This window comes from Anabaena azotica FACHB-119, from assembly GCF_014697625.1.
Taxonomy (GTDB): Bacteria; Cyanobacteriota; Cyanobacteriia; order Cyanobacteriales; family Nostocaceae; genus Trichormus; species Trichormus azoticus_A.
Genome location: NZ_JACJSG010000027.1, coordinates 1 through 26,412, shown reverse-complemented (window position 1 = coordinate 26,412; position 26,412 = coordinate 1). Strand labels below are relative to the sequence as shown.

Below are 26,412 nucleotides of genomic sequence, written 5' to 3'. Positions count from 1 at the left end.
AAAATAGAAAACAATGGCGAAGCGCGTACAATTAGTTTTAACAAAGGATGTCAGCAAGCTAGGCAGATCCGGCGACTTAGTGGAAGTAGCTCCTGGCTATGCTCGTAATTATTTGATTCCTCAGAGTTTAGCAACTCATGCTACTCCTGGTATTCTCAAGCAAGTAGAACGTCGCCGCGAACAAGAACGGCAACGTCAAGCAGAACTCAAACAACAAGCATTAGAGCAGAAAGCAGCTTTGGAAAAAGTTGGCAGCTTGAAAATTGCCAAGCAAGTTGGTGAAAACGAAGCTATTTTCGGTACAGTCACCAGCCAAGATGTTGCAGATGCAATTCAAGCAGCTACCAGTCAAGAAGTAGACCGTCGTGGTATTACCATTCCTGACATTGGCAAGTTAGGTTCTTACAAAGCAGAAGTCAAGCTATTCTCCGACGTGACAGCAGTAATTGATATCGAAGTCGTAGCTAGCTAGAAAGAGATGAGGGAGATGAGGGGGATGATGGGGATGAGGGGGATGAGGGAGATGAGGGAGATGAGGGAGATGAGGGAGAACTAAGAATTATAACTACCCCAGCTTTCCCTGTTCTCTTCCCCATCTCCCCCTACTCCCCCTACTCCCTCATCTCCCCCCACTCCTCCTACTCCTCACTCTCCCCACCCCTATGGCTGAAGAATTAAGTTTTCATGGCGATGGTAGTAATCGCCTTCCGCCCCAAAACATTGAAGCAGAAGAAGCGATTTTGGGTGGTATACTGTTAGATCCAGAAGGTATTGGTCGAGTAAGCGATCGCCTGGTTGCCGAAGCATTTTATGTCAACGCTCACAAAGACATTTACCAAGCCGCCCTACGTCTCCACGCCCAAGGCAAACCTACAGATTTACTCTCGGTCACAAGTTGGCTGGCTGATAATGACTTGTTGACGCGGATTGGTGGGAGAAACAAATTAGCTACACTGGTAGACCGTACAGTGTCGGCTGTCAATATTGATGCCTTAGCAGGGTTGGTCATGGAAAAGTACCTGCGAAGGCAATTAATTAAAGCTGGCAATGAAATTGTTCATCTCGGTTACGAAACAGATAAAGAATTACCGATAGTATTAGACCAAGCAGAACAGAAAGTTTTTGGGGTGACGCAAGAACGCCCCCAGTCAGGTTTAGTTCACATAGCCGACACCTTAATTAATAATTTCCAAGAAATTGAGGAACGCAATCAAGGCATTGCTTTACCTGGAATTCCCTGCGGGTTTTATGATTTAGATGCCATGACTAGTGGTTTTCAGCGATCGGATTTAATTATCGTCGCTGGTCGCCCATCAATGGGGAAAACAGCATTTTGCCTTAACCTAGCTAATAACATTGCGGCGGGAATGAGGCTACCTGTAGCTGTTTTCAGTTTAGAAATGTCTAAAGAGCAACTGGTACAACGTCTACTCGCAAGTGAAGCCCAAATCGAAAGCGGTTATCTGCGGAGTGGTCGTCTTAGTCAGACACAATGGGAACCATTAAGCCGGGCAATTAGTATGCTTTCGGAAATGCCCATTTTTATCGATGATACACCAAATATTACCGTTACTCAAATGCGGAGTCAAGCCCGCAGGTTGCAAGCCGAACAGGGTGTCGAACTAGGTTTGATAGTAATAGATTATCTGCAATTAATGGAAGGAGGCGGTGATAATCGTGTGCAAGAATTATCAAAAATTACCCGTTCTCTTAAAGGATTAGCTAGGGAATTATCTGTACCTGTGATAGCTTTATCTCAGCTAAGTCGTGGTGTAGAAGCACGTACTAACAAGCGTCCTATGTTATCTGATTTGAGAGAATCAGGTTGTCTCACTGGTGATAGTCTAATAACGTTAGCAGATAGCGGTTTACAAGTACCAATTAAAGAATTAGTAGGTAAGTCTGGTTTTGCAGTTTGGGCTTTAAATCAAGCAACAATGAAGTTAGAAAAGGCAATTGTTAGTCATGCTTTTTCCACTGGTATTAAACCTATATTTACCCTAACAACTCGTAAGGGGTGCAAAATTCGTGCTACAGCTAATCACAAATTCCTAACCATTCATGGCTGGCGTAGACTAGATGAGTTAGAAACGGGAGCTAGCCTAGCTTTACCAAACCCTTTATTAACTAATTTCAGCAATTCTGAATTGGTGTTTGCTAGTAGTCAGAAGAGTGGAAGATTAACTACTGTCGTCAAAAAAGAAAATATAAATTTATTAGCTCAGAGTGATGTTTATTGGGATGAAATAGTGGCAATTGAATATAGCGGTGAGGAAGAAGTGTTTGATTTGACTGTTCCTGGGCTGCATAATTTTATTGCTAATAACATCGTTGTTCATAATTCTATTGAACAAGACGCGGATTTAGTCATCATGCTATACCGCGATGACTACTATAACAGCGATAGCCCCGATCGCGGTATTGCCGAAGTCATCGTAGCCAAACACCGCAACGGCCCCACAGGTACAGTCAAACTCTTATTCGACCCGCAATTTACCAAGTTCAAAAACTTAGCTAGATCAGGTTATTAAAAGGCAGGAGGCAGGAGACAGGAGGCTTTCCCCTTTCCCCTTTCCCCTTTCCCCTTTCCCCCAATACCTACTTAACCTCTAACAATTCCACGTCAAAGATTAAGGTAGCGTTGGGAGGAATGACACCACCAGCACCGCGAGAACCATAACCCAATTCGGAGGGAATGATTAATGTACGACGACCGCCGACTTTCATCGTGCTGAGTCCTTCATCCCAGCCTTTAATTACCTGTCCAACGCCGATTTTGAAGCTGAAGGGACTATTGCGATCGCGTGAACTATCAAATTTAGTACCATTTTCTAAAGTACCAGTGTAGTGAACTACAACAGTTTGTCCAGTTTGAGGAGTCGCACCAGTTCCTTCTCTTACCTCTATATACTTGAGTCCAGAAGCTGTAGTGACGGCGTTAGCATCAGACATATTATTTTTCTTGGTTGGAGTATTGTTTTCTTTAACACTTGTGACTGCTGGTGTAGTTTCAGGTAGATTAGCAGCAATGGCAGAGTCCTGTTTACTGCCTACTTGTGCTAACACCAAAACTACAACACAGACCAGCATCAAACCTATGCTGAGTAAAATTCCTTTCAAAATTAGCCCCCCAATGAGGTAGTTTGGCAACTAAAATTACCAACAGGACACCATTAGTTTAAAACACAAGCGTATCCTAACGCCAAAGCTTATTTTCTAAATCGCGTAATTGACGTTCTAAACGGTCAATTCTTCCCCGCAGTTCATCCACTTCCGACTGACGCGCTACCCCTAAATCGTGCATCATATTTCGCACTTGTCGTTGCATTTGGGCATCCCAGTTTCCCTGCTCCGACTTTAACTGCTGTACAATGTCATCCATTACCGCCTTAGCCTGCTCTGGATTGAGCTTACCATCCTTCACCAACTCATCACTAGCCTGCTTGAGTTTTTCCGCCATGATAGAGGTTGTACCAATACCAAGCATCATTAGCTGCTGCAACCAATTACTGCTATCCATATTCCTTTCCTGTTCCTTCTTTCAAACCAGCCCCCTTGCTCCTGATGTATGCAATCAAGCTATGCTGGAAGCGTAGTTATTCTAGCCTATAACTCTATTTTGGCAGATGGAAAAATAAAGGGATGGATGGGTGTGGTTATAGAATTTCTGAAGTTTAAAGTTAACCCCGATTTACGAGAAGCTTATCTTCAAAAGGATGCAGAGATTTGGACAACAGCATTAGCGCAATATCCGGGGTTTTTGGGTAAAGAAGTTTGGATTAATCCCCACGACTCTACAGAGGTTATCTTTGTGATTCATTGGGAGACTAAGGAACATTGGCAAGCCATACCAGCCAAGGATTTGGAGGAGATTGAGCAAAGGTTTAGGCAAGCTGTGGGTAACTGTTATGAGTTCGTGGAATTTGGGGAGTATCAAGTACGGAAATTCCCCCATAATTAAAAAATCTAGACTAGTTCATAATCTAACATCTTGCACCTTCTCAATAAGTACATGGCTCCCTGCACTGCCCACCCTACGAAATAATCAGCTTTTCATCTCGTTATTTTGTCAATAAGAGGCTGGTGCAAGATATAAGCCTCCCACTAGCGCGACTACGCGAAGCGCAAAATATAGAAGAAACACAACTATTCCCTATTTTCTTGTTTCTGTCACCTATCACCTGTCAACTGTCACCTGTGTTTCTTGAGAGTAATCAAGAGTTTAGTTAAAACAACACAAAAAATAACCCCAACTTTCAACAAGCTAGGGTTATTAACTATATCAGGACTACATCACATTATTTATTTAGTAGGGCGCTGCACTGTCCACCAAATTCATATTGAGAAGATGCAGGTTCTAAGTTATTTACTTAGTGGTGCTTTCAGCAGGAGTAGCAATCATTTTGGCAGCATTTTCTTCACTTTCAAGAATACCAAACTCAATCAACAACTCTTCTAGTTCTTCCATTTCAATTGGCGTAGGAACCTTCAGGTTTTGATTGTTGATGATTTTGTTAGCTAATATCCGGTATTCGTTAGACTGGTTGCTGTCGGGTGCATATTCGTTAACTGTCATCCGACGCAATTCAGCGTGTTGAACAATGTTGTCGCGGGGTACGTAGTGAATCATTTGGGTATTCAAACGTTTTGCCAGAGTTTCGATGAGTTCGATTTCTCTATCAACGTTACGGCTGTTACAAATCAAACCACCCAAACGCACACCGCCAGTATGGGCATATTTCAAAATACCACGAGCAATGTTGTTTGCAGCGTACATCGCCATCATTTCTCCTGATGTCACGATGTAAATTTCTTGCGCTTTATTTTCGCGGATAGGCATTGCGAAACCACCGCATACAACGTCACCTAGTACGTCATAAGATACGAAGTCAACATCTTGGTAAGCACCATTTTCTTCTAAGAAGTTGATGGCAGTGATGATACCACGACCAGCACAACCTACACCGGGTTCTGGGCCACCAGACTCCACGCACTTCACACCACGGAAGCCTGTAAGCATGACTTCTTCTAGTTCTAAATCTTCGACTGCACCGCGTTCAGCTGCTAAGTGAAGTACGGTTGTTTGAGCTTTAGAGTGTAGCATCAAACGGGTGGAGTCTGCTTTGGGGTCGCAACCTACAATAAGGATGCGCTGACCCATTTCTGCCATAGCTGCCAAGGTGTTTTGAGAAGTGGTAGACTTACCAATACCGCCTTTACCGTAGAAAGCAATCTGTCTAATTTTTTTGTCAATACTCATGGTTTGTGTTTTCCTACAATGAATGTAAATGCAAAGTTCTAGAGTAAATGTTTGGTTAGAGGTTGCGTAGATGAGGATTTAAATCAAGGAAAGATTGCAAGTATTACCAGAGGCAAAGCGAGATAGTTTTCTCAGATGAAGTAAATACAACTTCATCTTCAGAAAAAGTTGGTACTCAGACAGACTAAAGCTGAGAAAAGCTTGAGATATACATTGCAGGTTGTTGTGATAAATCTCCATTGGTTGCTCAAGCCTTAAGAGTGGTTACAGCAGCAATTTAACTTTATTCAGGAGGTTTACCTGAACCCAACTAACCAAAATTGCTAACCACTCTGAATGGTTTTGACAAGTTTCCTGCTCTTGTATTTGTCTGGCTGCTGAGTAATTCTCAGTTTGACTGATATGCTGATACTTCTAGCTAATATTCCTGCAAAAATCACTCACTATGCTCATAATTCATACAGGTAAATAAGTATTTACCTCTACCATTAGAGCTATACATTAGCAACCCCTAAAACCACGATTTGGGCAATGTATTGGTGATTATTTACAATATGCTAAAACTCCTGAATCTCTGAGAACGGTGTCTGCTATTTGTTGCAGGTTCCTTGCCAAAATTAGCAATTGTTAGAACATAGCTTGTGAATCAAAATAGTTAATTCTTTTGATACTATGTTCAATAACCGTTCTGATTGCTTTTGAATTGCCAACTTGTACTAAGAGTCTTTCTTCCCAGGCTCCTAGAGTAATTTGCGCTGGCTAGTAATACTAGCTATGTTAGGCAATTATGACTGACTATTATTACCTAAGCCAGTGACGATTGACTTCAAGTTTGTTTTGAGGTTACTATCCTCTTTACCTGGATTATTTCTATCGCTATACAAAAGCATAACGATATTGAAGTGGATTTACCAGAGCAAAAGGACTTTATTGAGTTACCCCAATATTTAACTTGAAGTCTTTTCGCTTGCTTACTTTTTTGATTCCTATTGTTAGCTTAACACAGGTTTACTAATTTATTGATTGAATCTCTAATTATTTTTTGTGGAGACGTATTATAGAAATATGATTTATTTTTTGCTGGGTATAATAATGGTTAAAGTCTTGCAGTGAAAGGGTTATATGTTGATTTTTCTTAAAATAAAAATATAAATTTTATCTTTTTTGAGTATTTAAATTATCAATTAGTGCAAGATTGACATTTTAAAAATTACTGAAAGTTTTTGCTAATTTGAGTATTTATTTTTTCTTAATTTTAAATTAATATTTATATCAGATTTATTTTTAGTGATGATGTCAGAATAAGGGAAGTAAAAATACTGCGATCGCTAGGATAAAACCCATATACTATTGATTGAATAATGCGTCTGAAGTATTGACTACAAACCTTTAACGTGAACAGTTGTAGGGGCGGGTTCATTGAGTAATTCATGGTAAAAACAGATATGTTCGTTAAACCCGCCCTTACTTAAATACGAAAGTGAAACACCACACCAATTGGTGAAAGGCATAGAGTGAAGCTTGTTTATCCCCCAATATACGCCCTCAATACTGATAACTGATAACTGATAACTGATAACTGATTTAAAACTAGCTTATTACTAAGAGTATCCTTCTACACTTTACTCACTGTATTTCTTCAAATATGCTAAAATCTACAGTTATTCCTACCGCTAATAGATATACTCAAAGTTTAAAGTTAGGCAAACGCGGGTATTATGTTGGATTGGTTGGCTGTCTGGGGCGTAACTCAAGCTGTGGGTTTTGCTTTTAAGTCGATTTTTGAAGACTTAGCAAAGGACGCTGTGAAAGACTGGGCTAAGGACTTATTAAAATCTGTCCCCAACAATATTTTACAGAAACTGCAAAAGGAAGATGTGGAAATTGCTGCTGGTACAGCCTTGAAGGAGTTTTTACAGTTAATGCAGCAGGAACTAGAAGATGCAGATTTAGAAGAAGCAGAACTGCAAAAATATACTCGTCCTTTAAGTATTTTTATTCACAACAAAACTCTACAAAATATTTTGAGTTTACCTTTTAAACCAGATTGTCAAGTTATTAATGCTCAGAGTTTAGCCAAGGTTTGGTATGAAAATAATCTCCCACCTTTACCCCAAGACTTTGATTGGGAAAGACTAGCTAAACGTTATCTCAAAAAAGTTAAAGCTATTATTCGAGAGTCAGATAAGCTACGCCCGATTTTAGATTCTCAACATTTAGAAGATATTAGGGAAAGCTTGCAGCAAATCGCTACTATACCTACGAAATTTGATTTGCTTGGCTATCAAGAAGCACTGCGAGAACGATATGGTAACTTGAAGTTAGATAGTTTAGATACTAGCGGTTATGCCTACAATGAGTTGAAGTTGTGGCAAATGTTTATTGTGCAGAATGTGCGGGAAGTTCATCAAGTTGTGCCTCAAGTCCATGAACTACCGAAGGAACATTTAAAACAACTAAAAGAAAGTAACCAAGTAGAGGATATTTCTGTAGACGAATTAGCTTATTACAAACAAGCTTATATTAATCAGCCATCTGTTTCTGTATTAGATGTGATAAATAATCGCCAAAGTTATCAATATATGGTAATTTTAGGTGATCCAGGTTCAGGCAAATCGACTTTATTACAATTCCTCGCCTTAAATTGGGCGGAAACGCCACTAGGAAATGCTATTTCTCAGCCGCTACCTTTATTAATTGAGTTACGGACTTATATGCGGCGGCTAGAAAATAACGAATGTAGTAATTTTATCGATTTCTTTGATAAAAGCAGTGGTATAGTTCACCATCTTAATCAACACAAACTGCATGAACAGCTAAAGACTGGTAATGCTTTGGTCATGTTTGATGGTTTAGATGAGGTATTTGAACCTGGACAAAGGGAAGATATTATTACTGATATTCATCGTTTTACTAATGAGTATCCTGATGTGCGAGTAATTGTTACTTCTCGCGTTATTGGCTACAAACCTCAACGTTTGCGAGATGCAGAATTTCGCCACTTTATGTTACAAGATTTGGAGGTGGAACAAATACAAGATTTTATCCATCGTTGGCATGAATTAACGTTCAGTGATGCAGGTGATAGGCGAAGGAAAAAGGAAAGGCTGCATAGGGCTATTGATACGTCGTATGCGATCGCTGAACTCGCAGGTAATCCTTTACTATTAACTATGATGGCTATCCTCAACCGTAACCAAGATTTACCCAGGGATAGAGCCACGCTGTATGAGCAAGCATCAAGGGTATTACTGCATCAATGGGATGTAGAACGCGCTTTGGTGGAAGATTATCGCCTAGACCCGAAAACCATCGATTATAAAGATAAGCAAGCCATGTTACGTCAAGTGGCTTATCATATGCAAACCAGCGCCAAGGGTTTGGCTGGTAATTTGATTAGTACAAGCGATTTAGAAAAGATTTTAATTCGTTATTTGAAAAATATCGAATTTGACCAACCTATCATAGTTGCCAGAGTCATGATTAATCAACTACGGACTCGCAACTTTATGTTATCTTACCTGGGCGCAGATTATTATGCTTTTGTCCACCGGACTTTTTTAGAATATTTCTGTGCTTGGGAATTTGTCTGGCAATTTAAAGAAACACAAACTCTCTCTATTCATGATTTAAATCAAGAAGTATTTGGCAAACATTGGCGAGATGAAACTTGGCATGAAATTCTGCGTTTAATTACAGCCATGATTGAACCCAGGTTTGTCTGTGAAATTATCGAATATTTAATGGCTCAGAATGGTGAACAAGATAAATTTATTAATATTTTTCTCGCCGCTAAATGTCTGGCAGAAGTACGAAATCGCTTATTAGTAGCATCCACAGCGAATAAATTATTGCCAAAAATCAAAGCTTTAACTAAATATGACCTTGGCTACTATTATCAACATTATTTTGATGAGGAAGAAACTCAGCTAGTACAAGAAATTCGTACCAAAGCCGTGACATCTGTCGCTACAACTTGGAAAGATGACTCAGAAACTTTGCCTTGGTTGCAACAACTAGCTACAAGTGATGAACGGGACTATGTGCGCTGCGCCGCCTTGCAAGAATTAGCGCGGAGTTTCAAAGATGACCCCGATATATTACCTTGGTTGAAAAAATGCGCTACCACAGATAATGACTGGACTATCCGTCAAGCCGCAGTGCAAGAATTAGCTAGGGGTTTTCGAGATGATCCTGATACCCTGTCAATTGTCAAGCAACGGGGAACAATTGATGATAGTGAGTATGTCCGTCAAACCGCAGTGCAGGAGTTAGTCAAGAGTTTTAAAGATGACCAGAATACCCTACCTTGGTTGAAAGGACGCACTGTAGCCGATAATTCGGGGGCGGTGAGACAAGTTGTGGTGCAAGAATTAGTCAGAGCTTTTAAAAATAATCCCGATACTCTATCTTGGCTGAAACAATGTGCTATTAGTGATGATTGGACTGTGCGCCAAGCCGCAGTGCAAGAATTAGCGAGGGTGTTTAAGAATGACTCTGCAACTTTATCTATTCTTAAACAGAGTGTAGCTAGCGATGATAATGAGTATGTGCGCCAAGCCGCAGTGCAGGAATTAGCGAGGGTGTTTAAGGATGATGCGGATACTTTATCTATTCTTAAACAGAGTGCGATCGCTGACAATTCTTTTAATGTCCGTCAAGCCGCAGTGCAAGAATTAGCTAGGGGTTTCAAAGATGAACCGCAAACTCTCCCCTGGTTGAAAGCACGCGCCACCATTGACAATGATAAGTATGTCAGGCGGGCGGCTGTGCAAGAATTAGCTAGGGGTTTTAAACATGACCCCGATACAGTATCAATTCTCAAACAACGTGCGGTTGTTGATATGCACTCGGATGTCAGGCGGGCATCTGTGCAAGAATTAGCTAGGGGTTTTAAACATGACCCCGATACCTTACCAATTCTTAAAGGGCGCACCACATCTGACGATAATGAGTCTGTGCGCCGGGCGGCTGTGCAAGAATTAGCCAGGGGTTTTAAACATGACCCCGACACCTTATCAATTCTCAAAAAACGCGCCACATCTGATAAATACGCCAACGTCCGCCAAGCTGCATTACAGGAATTAGCTAGGGGCTTTAAAGATGACCCGGATATCTTGCCAATTTTGAAAAAACGTGCTATTGCAGATACCCATTTGGATGTGCGACACACAGCATTGCAAGAGTTAACCCGCAGTTTTAAAAATCACCCTGATATGTTTGAAGTGTTTTATCACTGTGCGATGAATGACCCCTTTCAGCGTGAGTACAACTTCCAGCAAAACCCCCGCCAATTAGCCTTAGAAAGCATTATCGAACAATATCCCCACCATCCCCAGACTATACAATTATTCCGCGATCGCGCCCACAATGACCCAGATGAGCAAGTCAGGGATTTTGCTGGTCAGAAGTTGAGAGAATTGGATTTAATGCGTAATTTGTAATTGAGTATGATGTAAACTCTGTGCCTGGGTGGTAAAAAATAATGTATAGCAATCCCCTGATAGGTTAGGACACCGACTAAGCATAAAATGCTTATAAGAACAGGCTTTAAAGACTGTTACCTGTTACCTGCTATATTAAACCACCCAGGTGCAGACAACCCAGTATCATGTTTTTGGTAGGGATTACCCAGCCTACAAATAATAGCTTTTTTAATTACAAATTACATGGATTTATCGCTGCAAAACAAAATCGTTTCCTTCATTTGGGCGATCGCTGATGATTGTCTACGGGATGTCTACGTGCGGGGTAAGTATCGGGATGTGATTTTGCCGATGTTTGTCTTACGGCGGCTAGATTGTTTGTTGGAAGAAACGAAAGATGCAGTGATGGAAGAAGTGCGTTTTCAGCGAGAGGAAGCAGGTTTTACGGTGCTTGACCCTGTGGCTTTGCGGGAAGCATCGGGTTATGTATTTTACAACACCTCTGACTGGACGTTAAAGAAATTAGTCAAAACGGCTGCGAATAACCGTCAAATATTAGAAGCAAATTTCAAAGCTTATCTAGACGGGTTTAGCGACAACGTTAAGGAAATTATTGAGAAATTTGAACTCCGCAACCAAATTCGGCGCATGGTGCAGGCGGATGTATTATTGGATGTGCTGGAGAAATTCACCTCACCTTACATTAACCTCAGTCCCCACGATACCTTAGACCCAGATGGGCGAAAACTTGTAGGATTAAGTAACCTGGGAATGGGTTATGTATTTGAGGAATTAATCCGCAAGTTTAACGAAGAAAATAACGAAGAAGCCGGCGAACACTTCACCCCCCGCGAAGTGATTAAGCTGATGACTCATCTATTATTTATCCCAGTTAAAGATAAATTACCGCCAGTAATTACTATCTATGATGGTGCTTGCGGTTCGGGGGGAATGCTAACAGAATCACAGGATTTTATTAAAGATTTAGCGGGAGAAATTAAATATCAAGCGGCGGTTTATTTGTATGGTAAGGAAGTGAACGGCGAAACCTACGCCATCTGTAAATCTGACATGATGATTAAGGGCAATGACCCGGAAAATATCAAGTTTGGTTCGACTTTAGCAACAGATGAATTTACCGGGATGCGGTTTGATTTTATGTTATCAAATCCGCCTTATGGTAAGTCGTATAAATCAGATCAAAAATACATTCTTGATGGCAAAGATATTTTAGATGGTCGCTTTGAGGTGGTACTGAAAAATTTTCGAGGTGAATCAGAAATAGTCCCCGCCATTCCCCGTTCTTCCGATGGGCAATTGCTGTTTTTGATGGATATGGTTAGCAAAATGAAGCGGCTAGATGAGAATCAATTGGGTAGCCGCATTGCTTCAGTTCACAATGGTTCTTCGCTGTTTACCGGAGATGCAGGTAGCGGAGAAAGTAATATCCGCCGATATCTCATTGAAAATGACTGGTTAGAGGCAATTATCCAGTTGCCTAATAATTTATTTTATAACACTGGGATTACTACATATATTTGGGTTTTATCTAACAAAAAAACAACGCAGAGAAAGGGCAAGGTACAATTAATTGATGCTTCGGAACTATATCAAAAGTTACGTAAGAATTTAGGGGCAAAAAATTGCGAGTTTACCAAGGAGCATATTGAGAAAATTACCCACCTTTATTTAGAAATGCCCAATCAAGGTATTTCTAAAGTATTTGATAATCAAGATTTTGGATTCTACAAAATTACAGTTGAACGCCCTTTACGTTTAGCGGCACAATTTACGCCGGAACGGGTGGCGACATTGCGTTATCAGCCTGCGCTGCGTGAGGTGATGGCATGGGTTTATGAGCAATGGGGTGAGGAGATTTATACAAAATTAGATATACATAAGAAGGCAATTGAGGACTATATTGACAGTGAAGAAATTGCCCTATCTCCCAAAGCTAGAAAAGATTTATTCTCACCTAAAATTTGGGAAGCACAACGCAATTTAATGATTGTGGGTGAGCGTTTAATGGAAGCGGTAGAAGATGAATTATCACTTGATTTTAATGAGTTTGTTGTTGCTGTTGATACAGCATTAAAGTTGTTGGGGTTTAAGTTAACAAACAGTGAGAAGAATCAGATTTTAAATGCTGTTAGTTGGCGGGATGAAAACGCGCAAAAGGTGGTGAAGAAGGTACATAAATTGAAGGGTGAACAACTGAGTGATTTATTAACCCAATTGGGTACAACTGAGGATAATTTACTTGATTATGGTTATTTTCCTGGGAAGAAAGCGGGGGAATGGGTGGAGTATGAAGCCGATAGTGAATTGCGAGATACAGAAAATATCCCGTTGAAAGCACAAATACACGATTATTTTGTGCAGGAAGTGCGTCCCCATGTGGCTGATGCGTGGATAGCTTTGGATAAAACGCAAATTGGTTATGAGATTAGTTTTAACAAGTATTTTTATCAGTACAAGCCGTTGAGAAAATTAGAGGAAGTCACGGCGGAACTTTTGCAATTGGAACGTGAGACGGAAGGGTTATTGAAGCGGTTGGTGAGTTTTGGGGAGATAAACTGATGTCTGCTAAAGATATCTTCCATGAAAACGTCAAAAAAGCTCTCCAAAAAGAACAATGGGTGATTACAGCCGACCCGTTAAAATTTAAGTATGGTAACGTTAACTTTCAAATTGATTTAGGAGCAGAAAGAGTTTTAGCAGCAGAGCGACAAGGTGAGAAAATAGCAGTAGAAATTAAAAGTTTTCTCAATCCCTCAGCTGTGACTGATTTTTATGCAGCTTTAGGTCAGTTTTTAAGCTATAGATTAGCATTAGAAGCAACTGAACCCGACCGCTTATTATATTTAGCTGTTCCTTTAGATGTTTACGAGACGTTTTTTCAGTTTGAGTTTACACAAGCAGCTATCCAAAGGTATCAGCTTTTATTAATTGTCTATGAGCCTGTACAGGAGGTAATTGTGCAATGGATAAATTAGCTAAGTATCGGGAGTGTGTACAAAGTTTATTAACTCGTTATGCTAACGAAGATATCGCTCTTGGTGAAGTGGAAGTACAGCTAATTTTTGATGACAAGCGCGACCATTATCAGTGGATGAATGTAGGATGGGAAGGTTTAAAGCGTGTTTATCGCTGTATCATTCATTTTGATATTAAAGATGAAAAGATTTGGTTACAGCAAAATTTAACTGACCAAAATCCGGCTGAGGAATTGGTAGCAATGGGTGTACCACGAGAGGATATTGTTTTGGGTTTACAACCTGCTTATAAACGGCAGTATACAGATTATGGTGTGGCTTAGATTGGTAAAATAAATTAATTGCAAATAATAGGGTGAAAGTATGACACTAGCTGAATTATTACCTGCTGTCCGACAGCTTTCTCAAGTTGAGAAACTGAAGCTAATTCGCATTTTGGCAGAAGATTTAGAAAAGAGTGAGGATATTGCCCCGCTACAGCCGTTTAAGACTTATGATTTACCAACACCTTATGATACTTTTGGGGCTGGTGCAATTCTGATGGAAGCAATACAGCCTGTAGAACCTTCCTAATTTTATGCGATTTCGATATTCAACCACCAATCCATCTCAAAATGAGTTTGATAGTTTACCTCGGCTACCGCTTTTATTGTACAGAAGTGATGGTAGTAACATTGAGGCACTAGGCTTGGTTGATAGTGGTGCAACAATTAATGTTTTACCTTATGAAATTGGGATTCAGTTAGGTGCTGTTTGGGATGATAATCGGGCAATTATCCAACTGGCTGGTAATTTGAGTCAACAAGGAGCAATGCCGTTTTTTATGAATGTAAAAATTGCTGATTATACTCCTGTTCGACTTGCATTTGCTTGGGTAAACAAAGCTAATGTTCCTCTGATTTTAGGACAAACTAACTTTTTTCTAGAGTTTGATGTGTGTTTCTATCGCTCCAAGTTGGAGTTTGAGGTTAAACCTAAAGATGAATAGATTGTTGCAGCAGTTGGTAAGTTTGGGGGAGGTTGAATAATGGCTTTTCCCAAGTATGAAAGTTATAAGGATAGTGGGGTTGAGTGGTTAGGAGAAATACCAGAACATTGGGATTTACAAAATATCCGTGCAGTGACAGAATTAAAAAGTAAAAGGAATCGGCCTGATTTCCCAGTTCTCTCAGTTTACCGAGAATATGGAGTTTTGCTCAAAGATTCTCGTGATGATAATCACAATGCAACTGGATTAGATATTTCTAGCTACAAAGTTGTTGAGATTGGCGACCTTGTTATCAACAAAATGAAGGCTTGGCAAGGCTCAATGGGGGTTAGTGATTATCAAGGAATTGTCAGTCCTGCCTACATTATATGCCGAGTGAAGTCAGAAAAAGTTGAACCCAAATTTTTGCATTATTTACTGCGTTCAAAACCCTATATAGGTGTTTACAATGCTTTGTCCTGTGGTGTCCGAACAGGACAATGGGATATGCACTATGAAGATTTTAAAAAAATTCCTATTCCACTACCTACTTCTGAAGAACAAAAACGAATAGTTGCTTTTATAGAACGCACTACTGCCGAAATTGATGAAGCCATAGCTAAAAAACAGCATCTCATAAAACTGCTACAAGAGCAAAAATCCATTCTCATCAATCAAGCTGTCACCAAAGGGCTAAACCCTCAAGCACCTATGCGGGATAGTGGCGTTGAATGGATAGGGGAAATTCCTGAGCATTGGGAGGTAAGAAAACTAAAACACCTACTAAAAAGTATGGATTATGGACTTTCTGAAAGTGCTTTATCTGAAGGAGATTATAAATACTTGAATATGGGTCACATTCAAGCTGGAAGAGTCATATTAAAAAATACTGGATATCTCAATAATATTCCTGATGACTTGATTCTAGAGCCTAATGATATTCTTTTTAATAGAACAAACAGCTTTGATTTAGTAGGCAAAAGTGGAATATTTCAAGGTAAAAAAAGCGATAATGTGACTTTCGCATCATATTTAGTAAGATTGAGAGTTACTGAAGATGTTGAGCCTGTTTGGTTTAATTATTTATTAAATGACTTATTATTTTTAAAGTATATTCGTAGTCTTGCATTGAGAAGTTTAAATCAAGCTAACTTAAACCCAAATAGGTTGAGTGTTGTTTACATACCTACCCCACCTTTTGAAGAACAAAAAAAAATTGCTAAAATTCTCTCTTTAAAAGAAACCGAGTTTGAGCAGCAAATTGAAAATATTGGGAACAGTATTAATTTATACGAGGAACTAAAAAGTATTTATATTGCTAATGCCGTTACAGGAAAAATAAAAATATAGTGGCATTGAATTAATATTTTTCCAATTTTTATCACTTCAACTCATTACCCGCCAAAACAACCTGCAATTAATTATCGTAAATGTGCAACAGGAGGAAATTGTGCAATGAATACTCTAACCCAATATCGCCAACCTATTCAAGCAACGATTTAAAAATACTATAATTAGCGATCTCCTGATTTTACACAAACAACCTTCTGATCACTTCCTGCCCACTGTATAAGCAGTTATCATAGGAATCATACAAGTATAAAATCAAACGGACATCCTATGGTCAGCCAAACCAACGAGCAAGCACTAGAAAACTGTATAACAAATGCACTCGTTCAACGCGCTGGCTATGAAGCAGGAAACCCCGCAGACTTTGACCGGGAGTTTGCTATCGACAGGGAGAAGTTCTGGCGATTTTTGCATACCACCCAACCGGAAGAACTAGCCAAACTCCAAGACCGCCCCAACTGGGAGAGATTGATTTTAGAACGGTGCGATCGCAAAATTAAAAAAGATGGCATTCTTTCAGTCCTCAAAAAAGGATTATCCATCGATGATGCCCATCTCACATTGCTTTACAGCCAGCCCTACAACGATGTCAACCCGGCTATAGTTGAAAATTTTGCTAAAAATATCTTCTCAATTACCCGTCAGGTGCATTACTCCGAAAAAGATGCAGCCTTATCCATTGATATTGTCTTATTTGTGAATGGATTTGCGATCGCCACGATGGAATTAAAAAATCCTTGGACAGGACAAACAGTTTACCACGCCAAAAAACAATACCGAGAAGACCGTAACCCCCAAGAACCACTGTTACAATTTGCCCGTTGTCTTGTCCACTTTGCCGTAGATACCGATGAAGTATGGATGACAACAAAGCTAGACCGGGAAACAACTTACTTTCTCCCCTTCAACAAAGGATTTAACTTTGGTAAAGGGAACCCACCAAACCCCAATGGACACAAAACCGCCTACCTGTGGGAATCTATACTTACCCGCCAAAGTTTCACCAACATTATTGAACACTTCGCCATTCTCATCCCCGGCGACAACAAAACACCCCTCGCCCAAAAAAACCTCTACTTTCCCCGCTATCACCAACTTGATGTAGTCCGCCAACTCCTAGACCACGCCAGAACCCACGGTACAGGACAGACATATCTCATCCAACATTCCGCAGGTTCAGGTAAATCTAACTCCATCACCTGGACAGCATATCAATTAATCGAACTCTACGCCCAAGGTGCAGACAGTCCCCTATTTGACTCCGTTGTAGTAGTCACAGATAGACGCATTCTTGATAAACAACTCAAAGACAACATCAAAGATTTCTCCCAAGTTAAAAACATTATCGCCCATACCACCAGTTCCCAAGAATTAAAAACAGCTCTAGAGAACGGTAAAAAAATTATTATTACGACAATTCAAAAATTCCCCTTTATTGTCGATGGTATTGAAGATTTAAGTCACAAAACTTTCGCCGTCATTATCGATGAAGCCCACTCTTCACAAAGCGGCAAAGCTGCTGATAACTTAAATATGACCCTCAATAAAGAAGAGGATGAGGAAGAACCCGAAGACATTCAAGAAAAAATTCTCAAGGCAATGGCAGGACGCAAATTTGGTAAAAATGCCTCCTACTTTGCCTTTACCGCCACACCCAAAAATGCCACTCTAGAAAAATTTGGTCAGCCCATAGCAGAAAATAAATTTGTGCCGTTTCACCTTTATTCTATGAAACAAGCAATAGAAGAAGGTTTTATTTTGGATGTACTAGCTAATTACACCACCTATAAAAGCTATTACGAAATCCAAAAATCCATTCAAGATAATCCCATCTTCGACACCGCCAAATCTCAGAAAAAAATTCGCGCTTATGTAGAAGGACATAAACAAACAATCGCCACCAAAGCTGATATCATAGTTAACCATTTCCTTGAGCAAGTATGGCAACCCAAAAAGCTCAAAGGTAAAGCCAAAGCAATGGTAGTTACCCGCAACATTGAAGCGGCAATTCGCTATTTCTTCGCCATCAGAGACGCTTTAACACAAGCGAAAGCACCCTTTAAAGCCATCATCGCCTTCTCAGGAAAAAAGACTGTAGACGGCATCGAATATACCGAAGACATCATCAACGGATTTCCCGGTAAAGATATTCCTGATGAGTTTAAAAAAGACGAATACAAAATTTTAGTTGTCGCCAATAAATTCTTAACTGGATTTGATGAACCCTTACTGCACACCATGTATGTTGATAAAAAATTGCAATCGGTGCTGGCAGTGCAAACCCTATCCCGGCTCAATCGCTGTAATGAGAAAATGGGTAAACAAGACACTTTTATACTTGATTTTTACAATACAGTTAGCGATATTAAAACAGCCTTTGACCCCTTCTATACTGCCACAACTTTAAGCGAACCAACTGATGTTAATGTCCTGCATGACCTCAAAGAAGCTTTGGATGATGTAGGGGTTTACGAATGGTACGAAGTCGAACAATTCAATGAGTTATTTTTCAATAAAGCTGAAGCCGAGAAACTAAGCCCTTTAATTGATATTGCCGCAACTCGTTTTAATTCCGAATTAGAACTAGGACATGAACCCAAAATTGACTTTAAAATTAAAGCAAAACAATTCGTCAAAATTTATGGGCAGGTAGCTTGTATCATTCCCTATAACAATATGCAGTGGGAAATGCTGCATTGGTTTCTTAAATTTCTTATTCCCAAGTTGGCTGTAAAAAATCCTCACCAAGAACAAGATGAACTCCTAGAAAGTGTAGACCTTTCCACCTACGGTATTGAGCGAGTTAAACTCAACTACAGCATTGAACTTGATGCTTCAGAAGCGGAAATTGACCCACAAAACTCTAACTTGCGCGGTTATCACAACGACGCACCACAAAAAGACCCCCTTGATGATATAGTCACAGCCTTTAACAATCGCTTTTTTACAGGCTGGGATGCTACGCCGCAAGAACAACGGGTAAAATTCATTAATATAGCTAAACACGTCATTGACAATTCTGATTACCAAAATCAAGTCCTCAACAACTCAGACGAACAAAATCGCCGCCTCGCTTTAGAAGAGTTAATTAAACAAGCCATCAATAGAGAACGTAGACGCGAACTTGATCTATATAAACGTTACGCTTCAGACCCGGAATTTAAACGCGCTTTTGATGCTACGGTTATGCAGCTACTTACGCAAATCAATTTAGAACAATCTCACTCCTCATAAAACTAGGGATTCCCATTAAGAGGTTAACAGAACTATAACTAAACATATGAGTAATAAACCTAACACCAATATCAAAGCTTGATTACGTTTCATCCAAATTTTGATAGATGTGTCAAAACTATTGGAGGTAAGCTGTTCTTCTATCTGCGCCTTTCTCTCAGCCATGTTTTGGTAAAGGGTGCAGTCCTTAGCATAGGGACGTTGGGGAAAAGTACAACTATCATCAGCGTGGTATGTACAAGTGTCGCACAAATAAGTGCCTTTAGCAGCACGGTGTAGAGTAATACCTGGATGACCGTAAGCTTTGAGTGTTGTACGACAGTAAGGACAAGTTATAGCCTGACTATCAACTTGTTGCTGGCACTGGGGACAAGAAATTTTCGCCACAATACTAAAAGTAAAATATATCAGTAAATAATTTGATTTTATAGCAGGGGACAGGGGATAGGTTACAGGTTACAGGCGCTTAAGTCGCTTAGTATCTTGACTTGGCGGTGAATTTGTGTGCTAATCTAATAGGCGATCGCTATAAGCTTAGGATTTACGCAACTGGCATATTTTTTCTGTAGGGTGTGTGACGCTGCGAAAATCTTTGAACGTAGTCATGAGACTTGTAGCGTCACGCACCAACCACCAATTGTGACACTTGCGTAAGTCTTAAAGCTAAAAAACATTTGGCGTTGCATATTGAAATAACATCATACTCTTGTGGGGTGGGCATCTTGCCCGCCCTAGTTATGCAAGTTAAATGTGGAACAGCTTACAATATATTAGCGAATAAACTTGTTTAGCTCTTGCACTAAAAGATGTACCGTTGTTGAAGGATTATCTTTTGCGGGATTGCAAGGTTGGTACTGATTCAGCAAATTTTCAGCATTTTTGATAGCGATATGTTACTTACTCAGCAATTCATCATATATTAAATCACTGTTTTTCAAATACTTATGCCCAAGTAGGCGTGATAATTTTTGTGAATACTCACTCCGGGAAACTGCTGTATTGAGAAATTCAAAATGCAGAATATACCACAACTCGAAGGATTCATTGGAATAAGCTATTCTAAAACCTTCCTTATGAGCATTTTCAATAGCAAAACAGAAGTCTTTTTCAGACCATGAGTCTCGATCAAAAACACACCATATTTGATCGTAATCCTCTTTATCTCTATATTTTTTAGCTTCATCAACTAGTCTACTTGGATTTAGCCCTAACCCTTTCACCTCTATGACTAACTTGGGAACACGAAAATTCCTAAAATAGTTTGGCTCTGTTTCCTCTCCTTCACATACAATTAAAAATCTTTGTCGAATTTCTCTTATATTTACTTTTCTCTGTGAGTAGCCGTAGGTGCTTTTCTTTTTAGCCATGAGCATCAATAAGATGGCTTAGATTTCCAATATAGGGAATTGCACCATATCGACCTTTAATATAATCATTTTCAAATGAAGCATCATCACTAAGTTTATATTCTGCTAATGAGTATAAATCAGTTACGCCATATCTATTTTTCTCAGTAAACCAGATTTGGTCTCTTCTAAAAAGCTTTTTCGTCAGCAAATTAGTGTCATGAGTGATAAATATTAATTGTGAATTCTTGGGGTTAGTTTCATGAGAATTGAACAATTCAACAATTGCACAACGTAGTGGCGTGGCAAGGCTAAAATAGTGCAATGAAAATAAATCTTGTGGTGTGGGCATCTTGTCCGCACCGGACGGGCAAGATGCCCATCCTACAAGAAAGGAATAATGCAACATTTTAGCCTTGCCAGTCCAGTAGTATCATTTTCAGTCGGGGTTTAAATCCCCGACTGTTCGCGTAGCGTGCCGTAGGCAAAATGTCTTTAATTTTGAATTTTGAATTTTGAATTTTGAATTGTTAATGCTTCATCCTCAAACAAACTCAAGTCGAACCAAAATGTAGTACCGACCCCGACTTCACTAACTAAGTTGACTCTACTGTGGTGTCGTTCCACAATATTTCTGACAATCGACAACCCTAAGCCTGTACCCTCCAAGGTGTGAACCCTGTTTTCTACCCGGAAGAAACGGTCAAAAATGGCTTGTTGGTCTTCTGGGGCGATACCAATACCAGTATCGGAGACTTCTACACGCACTTGAGGAGATTGATTAGGAGAATTGGCTTTAGCATCTAACTTGTAGGTACGAATGGCAATTTGTCCGCCTGCGGGAGTGAATTTCAGAGCATTCCCGACCAAATTTGCTAGGACTTGTAATAACAAATCGTAATTTCCCAAAACTAGCGGTAAGCCAGGGGCGACATCTTGAATGAGTTCAATGCCTTTATCCTTAGCATTGAGTTGATAGGTACGCAGCGTTTGTTCAATTGCCTGAGCTAAATCTACACCATCAAAGTTGTAGCTACGACCAGATTCTAGCTTAGATAAATCTAAAACATCATTAACTAGGCGCGTCAAACGGTCTGTTTCATGGTTGACCGTTTGCAGAAACTCCTTGCGCTGTTCTAAGCTTAAGTCCTCGCCGTAGTCGTGTAAGGTTTCAATAAAAGATTTGATATTAAATAGCGGCGTTCGCAGTTCGTGGGAAACGTTGCTGATAAATTGGCTTTTGGCTTCATTTAGCTCTACTTCACGGGTAATATCCTGTACTGTGATGGCAATGCCTTTGATATTTTCCCGTTGCAAGTTGAGGACTGTAGTCAAAAGGATACGGATGGTGCGGTTGCTGGGTTGGTTGAGGGTAAGGCGAAACTCGGCACTTTCACATTCACCAGATGCCATATCATAGAGGGTTCTGCTGACTTCCATCTGTACTGTCGGGGGCAAGTGGTGTAATACATTACTACCAACAATATCATTAGCACCTTCCCAGCCAAAAATATGTCTTGCTGTGGGGTTGACTAAAACCACCTGCATATTGTTATCTATCAACACAGCACCGTCGGCGATGGTGGAAACTAGGGTTTCGAGTTTGGCTTTCTCTGCTGTTAGTTCCTCAATATTTTGCTCTTCATAACGCTCTAGGCGCTCCGCCATCTCGTTAAAATTAAGGATTAACTCCCCTAATTCGCCCCCCAAGGGTAAATCAATACGCTGCTTGAAATTCCCGGCGGCGATTTGTTTTACCCCCACCAATAATTCCTTGATGGGTTTGGTGATGGTCAAAGCGTTGACCACTCCCGCTAAAATCACCATTACCCAAATCGTGATAAATACGGCAATGGTGACATCGCGGGTGAAATTGGTAGAGGTGACGGCTATTTGGTTGGGGTTGATGCCAATAGCCAATACACCTAAGTATTTTTCATCGACAATTAGGGGAATAAACACATCAGTCACAACGCCATCTGGACTCATGTGTTGCCGCACCATTGGCTTGTCACCATCACCAGGGTATTCTTCTGGTAGTTGTATGCGTCGCTCAATGGAGAGGGAGTTTTCCACCTCTGGTTGCCAAAAGGGAATGCCAAAAAAGATTTTCCCAGTTTCATCAGCGTAGAGCATATAGCGCACGCTAGAGGTGGTGCTGTAAAAGCGTTGGGAAAACTGGGCAACCTCAGTCAAATTATGGTCAGCAATTAGGGGGGCAACATTAGCAGCCAACAGCAGTCCCAAGTCTCGCCCAAACCGGGTGTCATTCATTCGGGCATCTTGCTGAATTGTGTTTACCGCCCAAAAGGTCAGACCACTCATCACCAAGGAGACCACCAAAGTAGCTGCGGCTAACAGTTTAGTCTGGAGAGTGAACTCTGACCACCAGTTGGCGATCGCTTCTCGAATTGTTTTTAACAGCGCCAGCATCTCAATTAAAGTTGTTAGTAGCTCTGGATATCAACCGTTCATAATTTACTAACGTTTGCGCTCCAAACTGAAATTTTCCTGCTTCATCTCGGAGAAGTCGGCTTCACCCGATCCACAGGCTGACACGGTGTGACTCACCGCGTTTTTGAGATTAATCGATGCGTTCAAATCTCTGTCGCATTCAAAAGAGCAATGCTCACACTGGAAAACACGCTCTTGAAGTGATAGAGATTCTTTCCTTGTTCCGCAATTAGAGCAAGTTTTACTACTGGGATAAAACCTATCTACAATTACTAACTCACCACCGTAGAGCTTGGTTTTGTACTCTAGCTGACGGCGAAACTCATAAAAACCCATATCAGCTATTGCCTTGGCTAGCTTCCTGTTTGCCATCATCCCCGATACATTTAGATCCTCAATCACTATCACGCCGTGGTTCTTAGCCAGATAAGTGGTGAGTTTGTGCAATGTATCTTTGCGGATGTTGGCTATGCGTTGGTGTAGCCTAGCAATCTTGATTTGCGCTTTCCTCCAGTTAGTAGAACCAATTTGTTTGTGACGGTTGAGCCATTGTATTCTAGATAGTTTCGCCTCCAGTTTTCGGTAAGAGTTTGCACCTTCAAATACTCGTCCTGTTGAGAGTCTTGCTAAGGATTTAACGCCAAAGTCAACGCCCACAACGTCAGATGCTTTGGGTGTATTGGTTGGTTCTACCTCAATGCGAAATGAGATATACCAACGGTCAGCAGTACGACTAATAGTGACTGATTTGGGTTGAACTTGCGGCAAGTTCTCATAGGTTTTGAGTACACCTAATCGAGGAAGCTGAATCTTGCGAGTACAGCCAATCCAGATTTTTCCGTCTAACTCAAATGAATCACCCTCCCCTTTCTTTTTAAACCTGGGAACACCCGACACCTTTTTAAAACACCTATCCCAAGCTATTCTTAGGTCACGCAACGCATATTGCGGAGCGCATTTTGATACTTCAAAGTACCAAGGGTTCTCAGGCTTCACCAGTGCTACCAACCACTTATGTAGGTCAATTGCGGAGGGGAATTTAATTTTTTCCCCTGGATTGGCTTTATTGTGGTCGATTACTTGTTTGGTTAAAGCTAATCCCCAATTCCAAGCATGACGAGCTACACCACAGTGTTTTAACAACTGAGTACGTTGCTTATTGTTAAGTTTGAGTTCTGTTTTGAATCCTAGTAACATATATACATTGTACAGCATAAAGCCAGACAATGAAAGACGAAAGAAAGCTAACGATAAGGATTCCACAAAAAGAACTGGACTTACTAGAGTCATACTGTGAACAGGTGTCAAGGACTAAAACTGATGTGCTGCGTGAGTTTATTCGTGGGTTGTCAAAGAAAGTTAGGAAAAGTGAGGCAGTGGGAGTCTTCTCTTCGAGACGCTCCGCGAAGGCGGTTCCCGTCGAGTCCGAACTGCCGAACCCGAAGGGTGAGTAATTGTTAGCTTATTGTGTGCTGTTGATTAACCCCAAAACTTAAAAATTAACAGTTATTTTGGTCATTTGGTCAGTTGACAGTTGACAGTGGGCAGTTGTCAACTAAGAACTCTATGACCAATGTCTTTGCGGTAGTATATACCGGAAAAGTCAATGGCTTTAATTCCAGTGTACGCCTGCGCGAGGGCTTGTTGAAAATTTTCTCCGATTCCCGTTACGTTCAGGACTCTACCGCCGTCTGTAACTATTTGTTGTTCATGGTTTAATTTTGTGCCTGCATGAAACACTGTCGCGCCTGTGGCTTCTGCTTGGGGAATACCTGTAATGATTTTGCCTTTTTCATAATCCCCTGGATAACCGCCAGACGCGGCGACTACGGTGGCGGATGCGCCGAGTTGCCAGGCGATAGGGGGTAATGAGCTTAAACGCTGTTCTACACAGGCTAGAATTAACTCTTCTAAGGGGGTGGCTAACAGGGGGAGAATAACTTGCGTTTCTGGATCACCAAAGCGACAGTTAAATTCTAGGACTTGGAAATCGCCATTGGGTGTGATCATCAAGCCGGCGTACAATACACCGCGATAATCTATACCTTTGGATCTTAAGGCGGCGATCGCTCTTTCTAAAACCTCTGTTTGCACCCTTGCCATAATCTCCGGTGTGGCAATGGGTGCTGGGGCGTAGGCTCCCATCCCTCCTGTATTTTCTCCTGTATCACCTTCTCCTATCCGCTTATGGTCTTGGGCTGGTAGCAAGGTACGAATTGTTACTCCATCTGTCAACGCTAATACTGAGACTTCTTGCCCAGTCAAGCATTCTTCAATCACGGCAAACTCCCCCGCACTGCCGAATTGTCCTTGAAAGATAGCATCAATAGCGCTTTCTGCCTGTGCAATTGTCTGGGCAACGGTGACACCCTTACCCGCCGCTAAACCATCGGCTTTAACTACTATCGGCGCTCCCTGCGCTCTGATGTATGATTTAGCGGCTGCTGCTTCCGTAAATACCGCAGCCTTAGCCGTGGGAATTCCCGCTTCCTGCATGAGTGCTTTTGCCCAAGCCTTACTCGCTTCAATTTGCGCCCCGGCTCTACTTGGCCCAAACACCTTCAATCCTTTATCTTGTAGATAGTCGGTGATTCCCTTAGCTAGAGGCACTTCTGGCCCGACCACCACCAAAGAAAAACCTTGACTCAAGGCGTACTCACTAATGCCTGCAAAATCGTCCACGGCTAACGGGACATTTTGGCAACGTGGCAGAGTTGCCGTCCCCCCATTTCCTGGCACACAGGCGACTTGTTCAACTTGTGGCGATCGCAACAATTTCCACGCTAGAGCGTGTTCCCTTCCCCCGTTACCTACAACTATAACTTTCACTGATTCCCTCTTGCGTCTCTGGCGAAACGAGAAGTACCAATTCAAAATTCAAAATTCAAAATTCAAAATTAAGAATCCCAGATATTGCCTCCTGGGGAATTGGTATCAAACTACTCGCGGATCAATTTTTCACCAAATCTGACCCTGATGCAAGCCCTGTGTGGGGAGTGGGGGGAGATGGGGGAGATGAGGGAGTGGGGGGAGATGGGGAAGTAGGATATCTGACATCTTGCACCTTCTCATTAAGCTAGTGCCGATGCACTGCCCACCCTACGAAATCATAAGGGTTTCAAGCTCAGATTTTCGCAATAACAGAGTGGTGCAAGATATAAGATATGAGTTTAGTAACTGGAAAAAATGATTGTTCCTTTTTGATCACCTTCTCCCCCTCATCTCCCTCATCTCCCTCATCTCCCTCATCTCCCTCATCCCCCTCACTTTCAAGGGCAGGTTTTTTGAAGAATCAGATGTTAAGATAAATCGTCGTGACACAAAGCAGGTCATGAGCAAAGATTCGGGTTTAAACAGTTGGATTGCGATCGTTAGCCAA

Annotated in this window: 22 protein-coding genes; 12 read left to right on the top strand and 10 right to left on the bottom strand. The window is 41.0% G+C overall.

What is annotated here, in order from left to right; genetic code table 11:
- Positions 1 to 13 precede the first annotated feature (13 nt).
- On the top strand, positions 14 to 472 hold the full coding sequence (gene rplI, locus H6G83_RS19405; RefSeq protein ID WP_190475291.1) for a 50S ribosomal protein L9: 459 nt from the start codon (positions 14 to 16) through the stop codon (positions 470 to 472).
- Here rplI and H6G83_RS35975 read toward each other — a convergent pair.
- Positions 465 to 596, bottom strand: coding sequence for a hypothetical protein (locus tag H6G83_RS35975; protein WP_277876373.1), 132 nt, complete (start codon positions 594 to 596; stop codon positions 465 to 467). The genes rplI and H6G83_RS35975 overlap by 8 nt on opposite strands.
- A gap of 66 nt (positions 597 to 662) precedes the next feature.
- On the opposite strand from H6G83_RS35975, the gene dnaB reads away from it, so the two are divergent.
- Positions 663 to 2,531, top strand: a complete 1,869-nt coding sequence (gene dnaB / locus H6G83_RS19400; protein WP_190475289.1) for a replicative DNA helicase — start codon at positions 663 to 665, stop codon at positions 2,529 to 2,531.
- Between the two features lie 67 nt (positions 2,532 to 2,598).
- Here the strand turns inward: dnaB and H6G83_RS19395 are convergent, their stop codons facing one another.
- Both H6G83_RS19395 and H6G83_RS19390 read right to left on the bottom strand, forming a co-directional pair.
- Positions 2,599 to 3,120 (bottom strand): FKBP-type peptidyl-prolyl cis-trans isomerase, encoded by a 522-nt coding sequence (locus tag H6G83_RS19395; protein WP_190475287.1) that lies wholly within the window; start codon positions 3,118 to 3,120, stop codon positions 2,599 to 2,601.
- Between the two features lie 76 nt (positions 3,121 to 3,196).
- A complete protein-coding gene (locus H6G83_RS19390) occupies positions 3,197 to 3,520 on the bottom strand; it encodes a phasin family protein (RefSeq protein WP_190475285.1) in 324 nt (107 codons plus the stop codon).
- Between the two features lie 132 nt (positions 3,521 to 3,652).
- Between H6G83_RS19390 and H6G83_RS19385 the strand changes: the two genes are divergently transcribed.
- A complete protein-coding gene (locus H6G83_RS19385; RefSeq protein WP_390822389.1) occupies positions 3,653 to 3,961 on the top strand; it encodes a TIGR03792 family protein in 309 nt (102 codons plus the stop codon).
- 405 nt (positions 3,962 to 4,366) lie between these two features.
- On the opposite strand, the gene nifH is transcribed toward H6G83_RS19385, so the two are convergent.
- A complete protein-coding gene (gene nifH / locus H6G83_RS19380; protein ID WP_190475283.1) occupies positions 4,367 to 5,260 on the bottom strand; it encodes a nitrogenase iron protein in 894 nt (297 codons plus the stop codon).
- A 1,718-nt stretch (positions 5,261 to 6,978) separates the two neighbouring features.
- Here nifH and H6G83_RS19375 point away from each other — a divergent pair.
- From H6G83_RS19375 to H6G83_RS19340, 8 genes are all read left to right on the top strand, one after another.
- Positions 6,979 to 10,704: a HEAT repeat domain-containing protein gene (locus H6G83_RS19375; protein WP_199328506.1), complete on the top strand. Its 3,726-nt coding sequence runs from the start codon at positions 6,979 to 6,981 to the stop codon at positions 10,702 to 10,704.
- A gap of 225 nt (positions 10,705 to 10,929) precedes the next feature.
- A complete protein-coding gene (locus tag H6G83_RS19370; RefSeq protein WP_190475281.1) occupies positions 10,930 to 13,266 on the top strand; it encodes a type I restriction-modification system subunit M in 2,337 nt (778 codons plus the stop codon).
- Positions 13,266 to 13,682, top strand: a complete 417-nt coding sequence (locus H6G83_RS19365; RefSeq protein ID WP_190475279.1) for a XisH family protein — start codon at positions 13,266 to 13,268, stop codon at positions 13,680 to 13,682. Before H6G83_RS19370 ends, H6G83_RS19365 begins: the two co-directional genes overlap by 1 nt.
- Positions 13,670 to 14,005: a XisI protein gene (locus tag H6G83_RS19360; RefSeq protein WP_190475278.1), complete on the top strand. Its 336-nt coding sequence runs from the start codon at positions 13,670 to 13,672 to the stop codon at positions 14,003 to 14,005. The genes H6G83_RS19365 and H6G83_RS19360 overlap by 13 nt, the downstream gene beginning before the upstream one ends.
- Positions 14,006 to 14,045: 40 nt before the next feature.
- A complete protein-coding gene (locus H6G83_RS19355; RefSeq protein ID WP_190475276.1) occupies positions 14,046 to 14,255 on the top strand; it encodes a hypothetical protein in 210 nt (69 codons plus the stop codon).
- Positions 14,256 to 14,259: 4 nt separating this feature from the next.
- Complete coding sequence (locus H6G83_RS19350) at positions 14,260 to 14,670, top strand: pepsin/retropepsin-like aspartic protease family protein (RefSeq protein WP_190475274.1); 411 nt, start codon at positions 14,260 to 14,262, stop codon at positions 14,668 to 14,670.
- A 39-nt stretch (positions 14,671 to 14,709) separates the two neighbouring features.
- Positions 14,710 to 15,999, top strand: a complete 1,290-nt coding sequence (locus tag H6G83_RS19345) for a restriction endonuclease subunit S (RefSeq protein ID WP_190475272.1) — start codon at positions 14,710 to 14,712, stop codon at positions 15,997 to 15,999.
- 270 nt (positions 16,000 to 16,269) lie between these two features.
- A complete protein-coding gene (locus H6G83_RS19340) occupies positions 16,270 to 19,233 on the top strand; it encodes a type I restriction endonuclease subunit R (protein WP_190475270.1) in 2,964 nt (987 codons plus the stop codon).
- A 15-nt stretch (positions 19,234 to 19,248) separates the two neighbouring features.
- On the opposite strand, the gene H6G83_RS19335 is transcribed toward H6G83_RS19340, so the two are convergent.
- The 6 genes from H6G83_RS19335 to purD all read right to left on the bottom strand — a co-directional run bounded on the left by H6G83_RS19335 (position 19,249) and on the right by purD (position 25,862).
- Complete coding sequence (locus H6G83_RS19335) at positions 19,249 to 19,620, bottom strand: zinc ribbon domain-containing protein (protein ID WP_190475269.1); 372 nt, start codon at positions 19,618 to 19,620, stop codon at positions 19,249 to 19,251.
- 506 nt (positions 19,621 to 20,126) lie between these two features.
- Positions 20,127 to 20,600, bottom strand: coding sequence for an RloB family protein (locus H6G83_RS19330; protein ID WP_242044689.1), 474 nt, complete (start codon positions 20,598 to 20,600; stop codon positions 20,127 to 20,129).
- Positions 20,593 to 20,931 carry an AAA family ATPase gene (locus H6G83_RS19325; RefSeq protein WP_242044687.1) on the bottom strand — a complete coding sequence of 113 codons (339 nt, stop codon included), beginning with the start codon at positions 20,929 to 20,931 and terminating at the stop codon, positions 20,593 to 20,595. Before H6G83_RS19325 ends, H6G83_RS19330 begins: the two co-directional genes overlap by 8 nt.
- A gap of 143 nt (positions 20,932 to 21,074) precedes the next feature.
- Positions 21,075 to 23,012 carry a two-component system sensor histidine kinase NblS gene (gene nblS, locus H6G83_RS19320; protein WP_190475267.1) on the bottom strand — a complete coding sequence of 646 codons (1,938 nt, stop codon included), beginning with the start codon at positions 23,010 to 23,012 and terminating at the stop codon, positions 21,075 to 21,077.
- A 48-nt stretch (positions 23,013 to 23,060) separates the two neighbouring features.
- Positions 23,061 to 24,230, bottom strand: a complete 1,170-nt coding sequence (locus H6G83_RS19315) for an RNA-guided endonuclease InsQ/TnpB family protein (protein WP_190475428.1) — start codon at positions 24,228 to 24,230, stop codon at positions 23,061 to 23,063.
- 354 nt (positions 24,231 to 24,584) lie between these two features.
- A complete protein-coding gene (gene purD, locus H6G83_RS19310; RefSeq protein WP_190475265.1) occupies positions 24,585 to 25,862 on the bottom strand; it encodes a phosphoribosylamine--glycine ligase in 1,278 nt (425 codons plus the stop codon).
- A gap of 361 nt (positions 25,863 to 26,223) precedes the next feature.
- Between purD and H6G83_RS34995 the strand changes: the two genes are divergently transcribed.
- Positions 26,224 to 26,412, top strand: a 189-nt coding sequence (locus tag H6G83_RS34995) for a hypothetical protein (RefSeq protein ID WP_206758997.1), incomplete at its 3' end; no start/stop codon positions are given.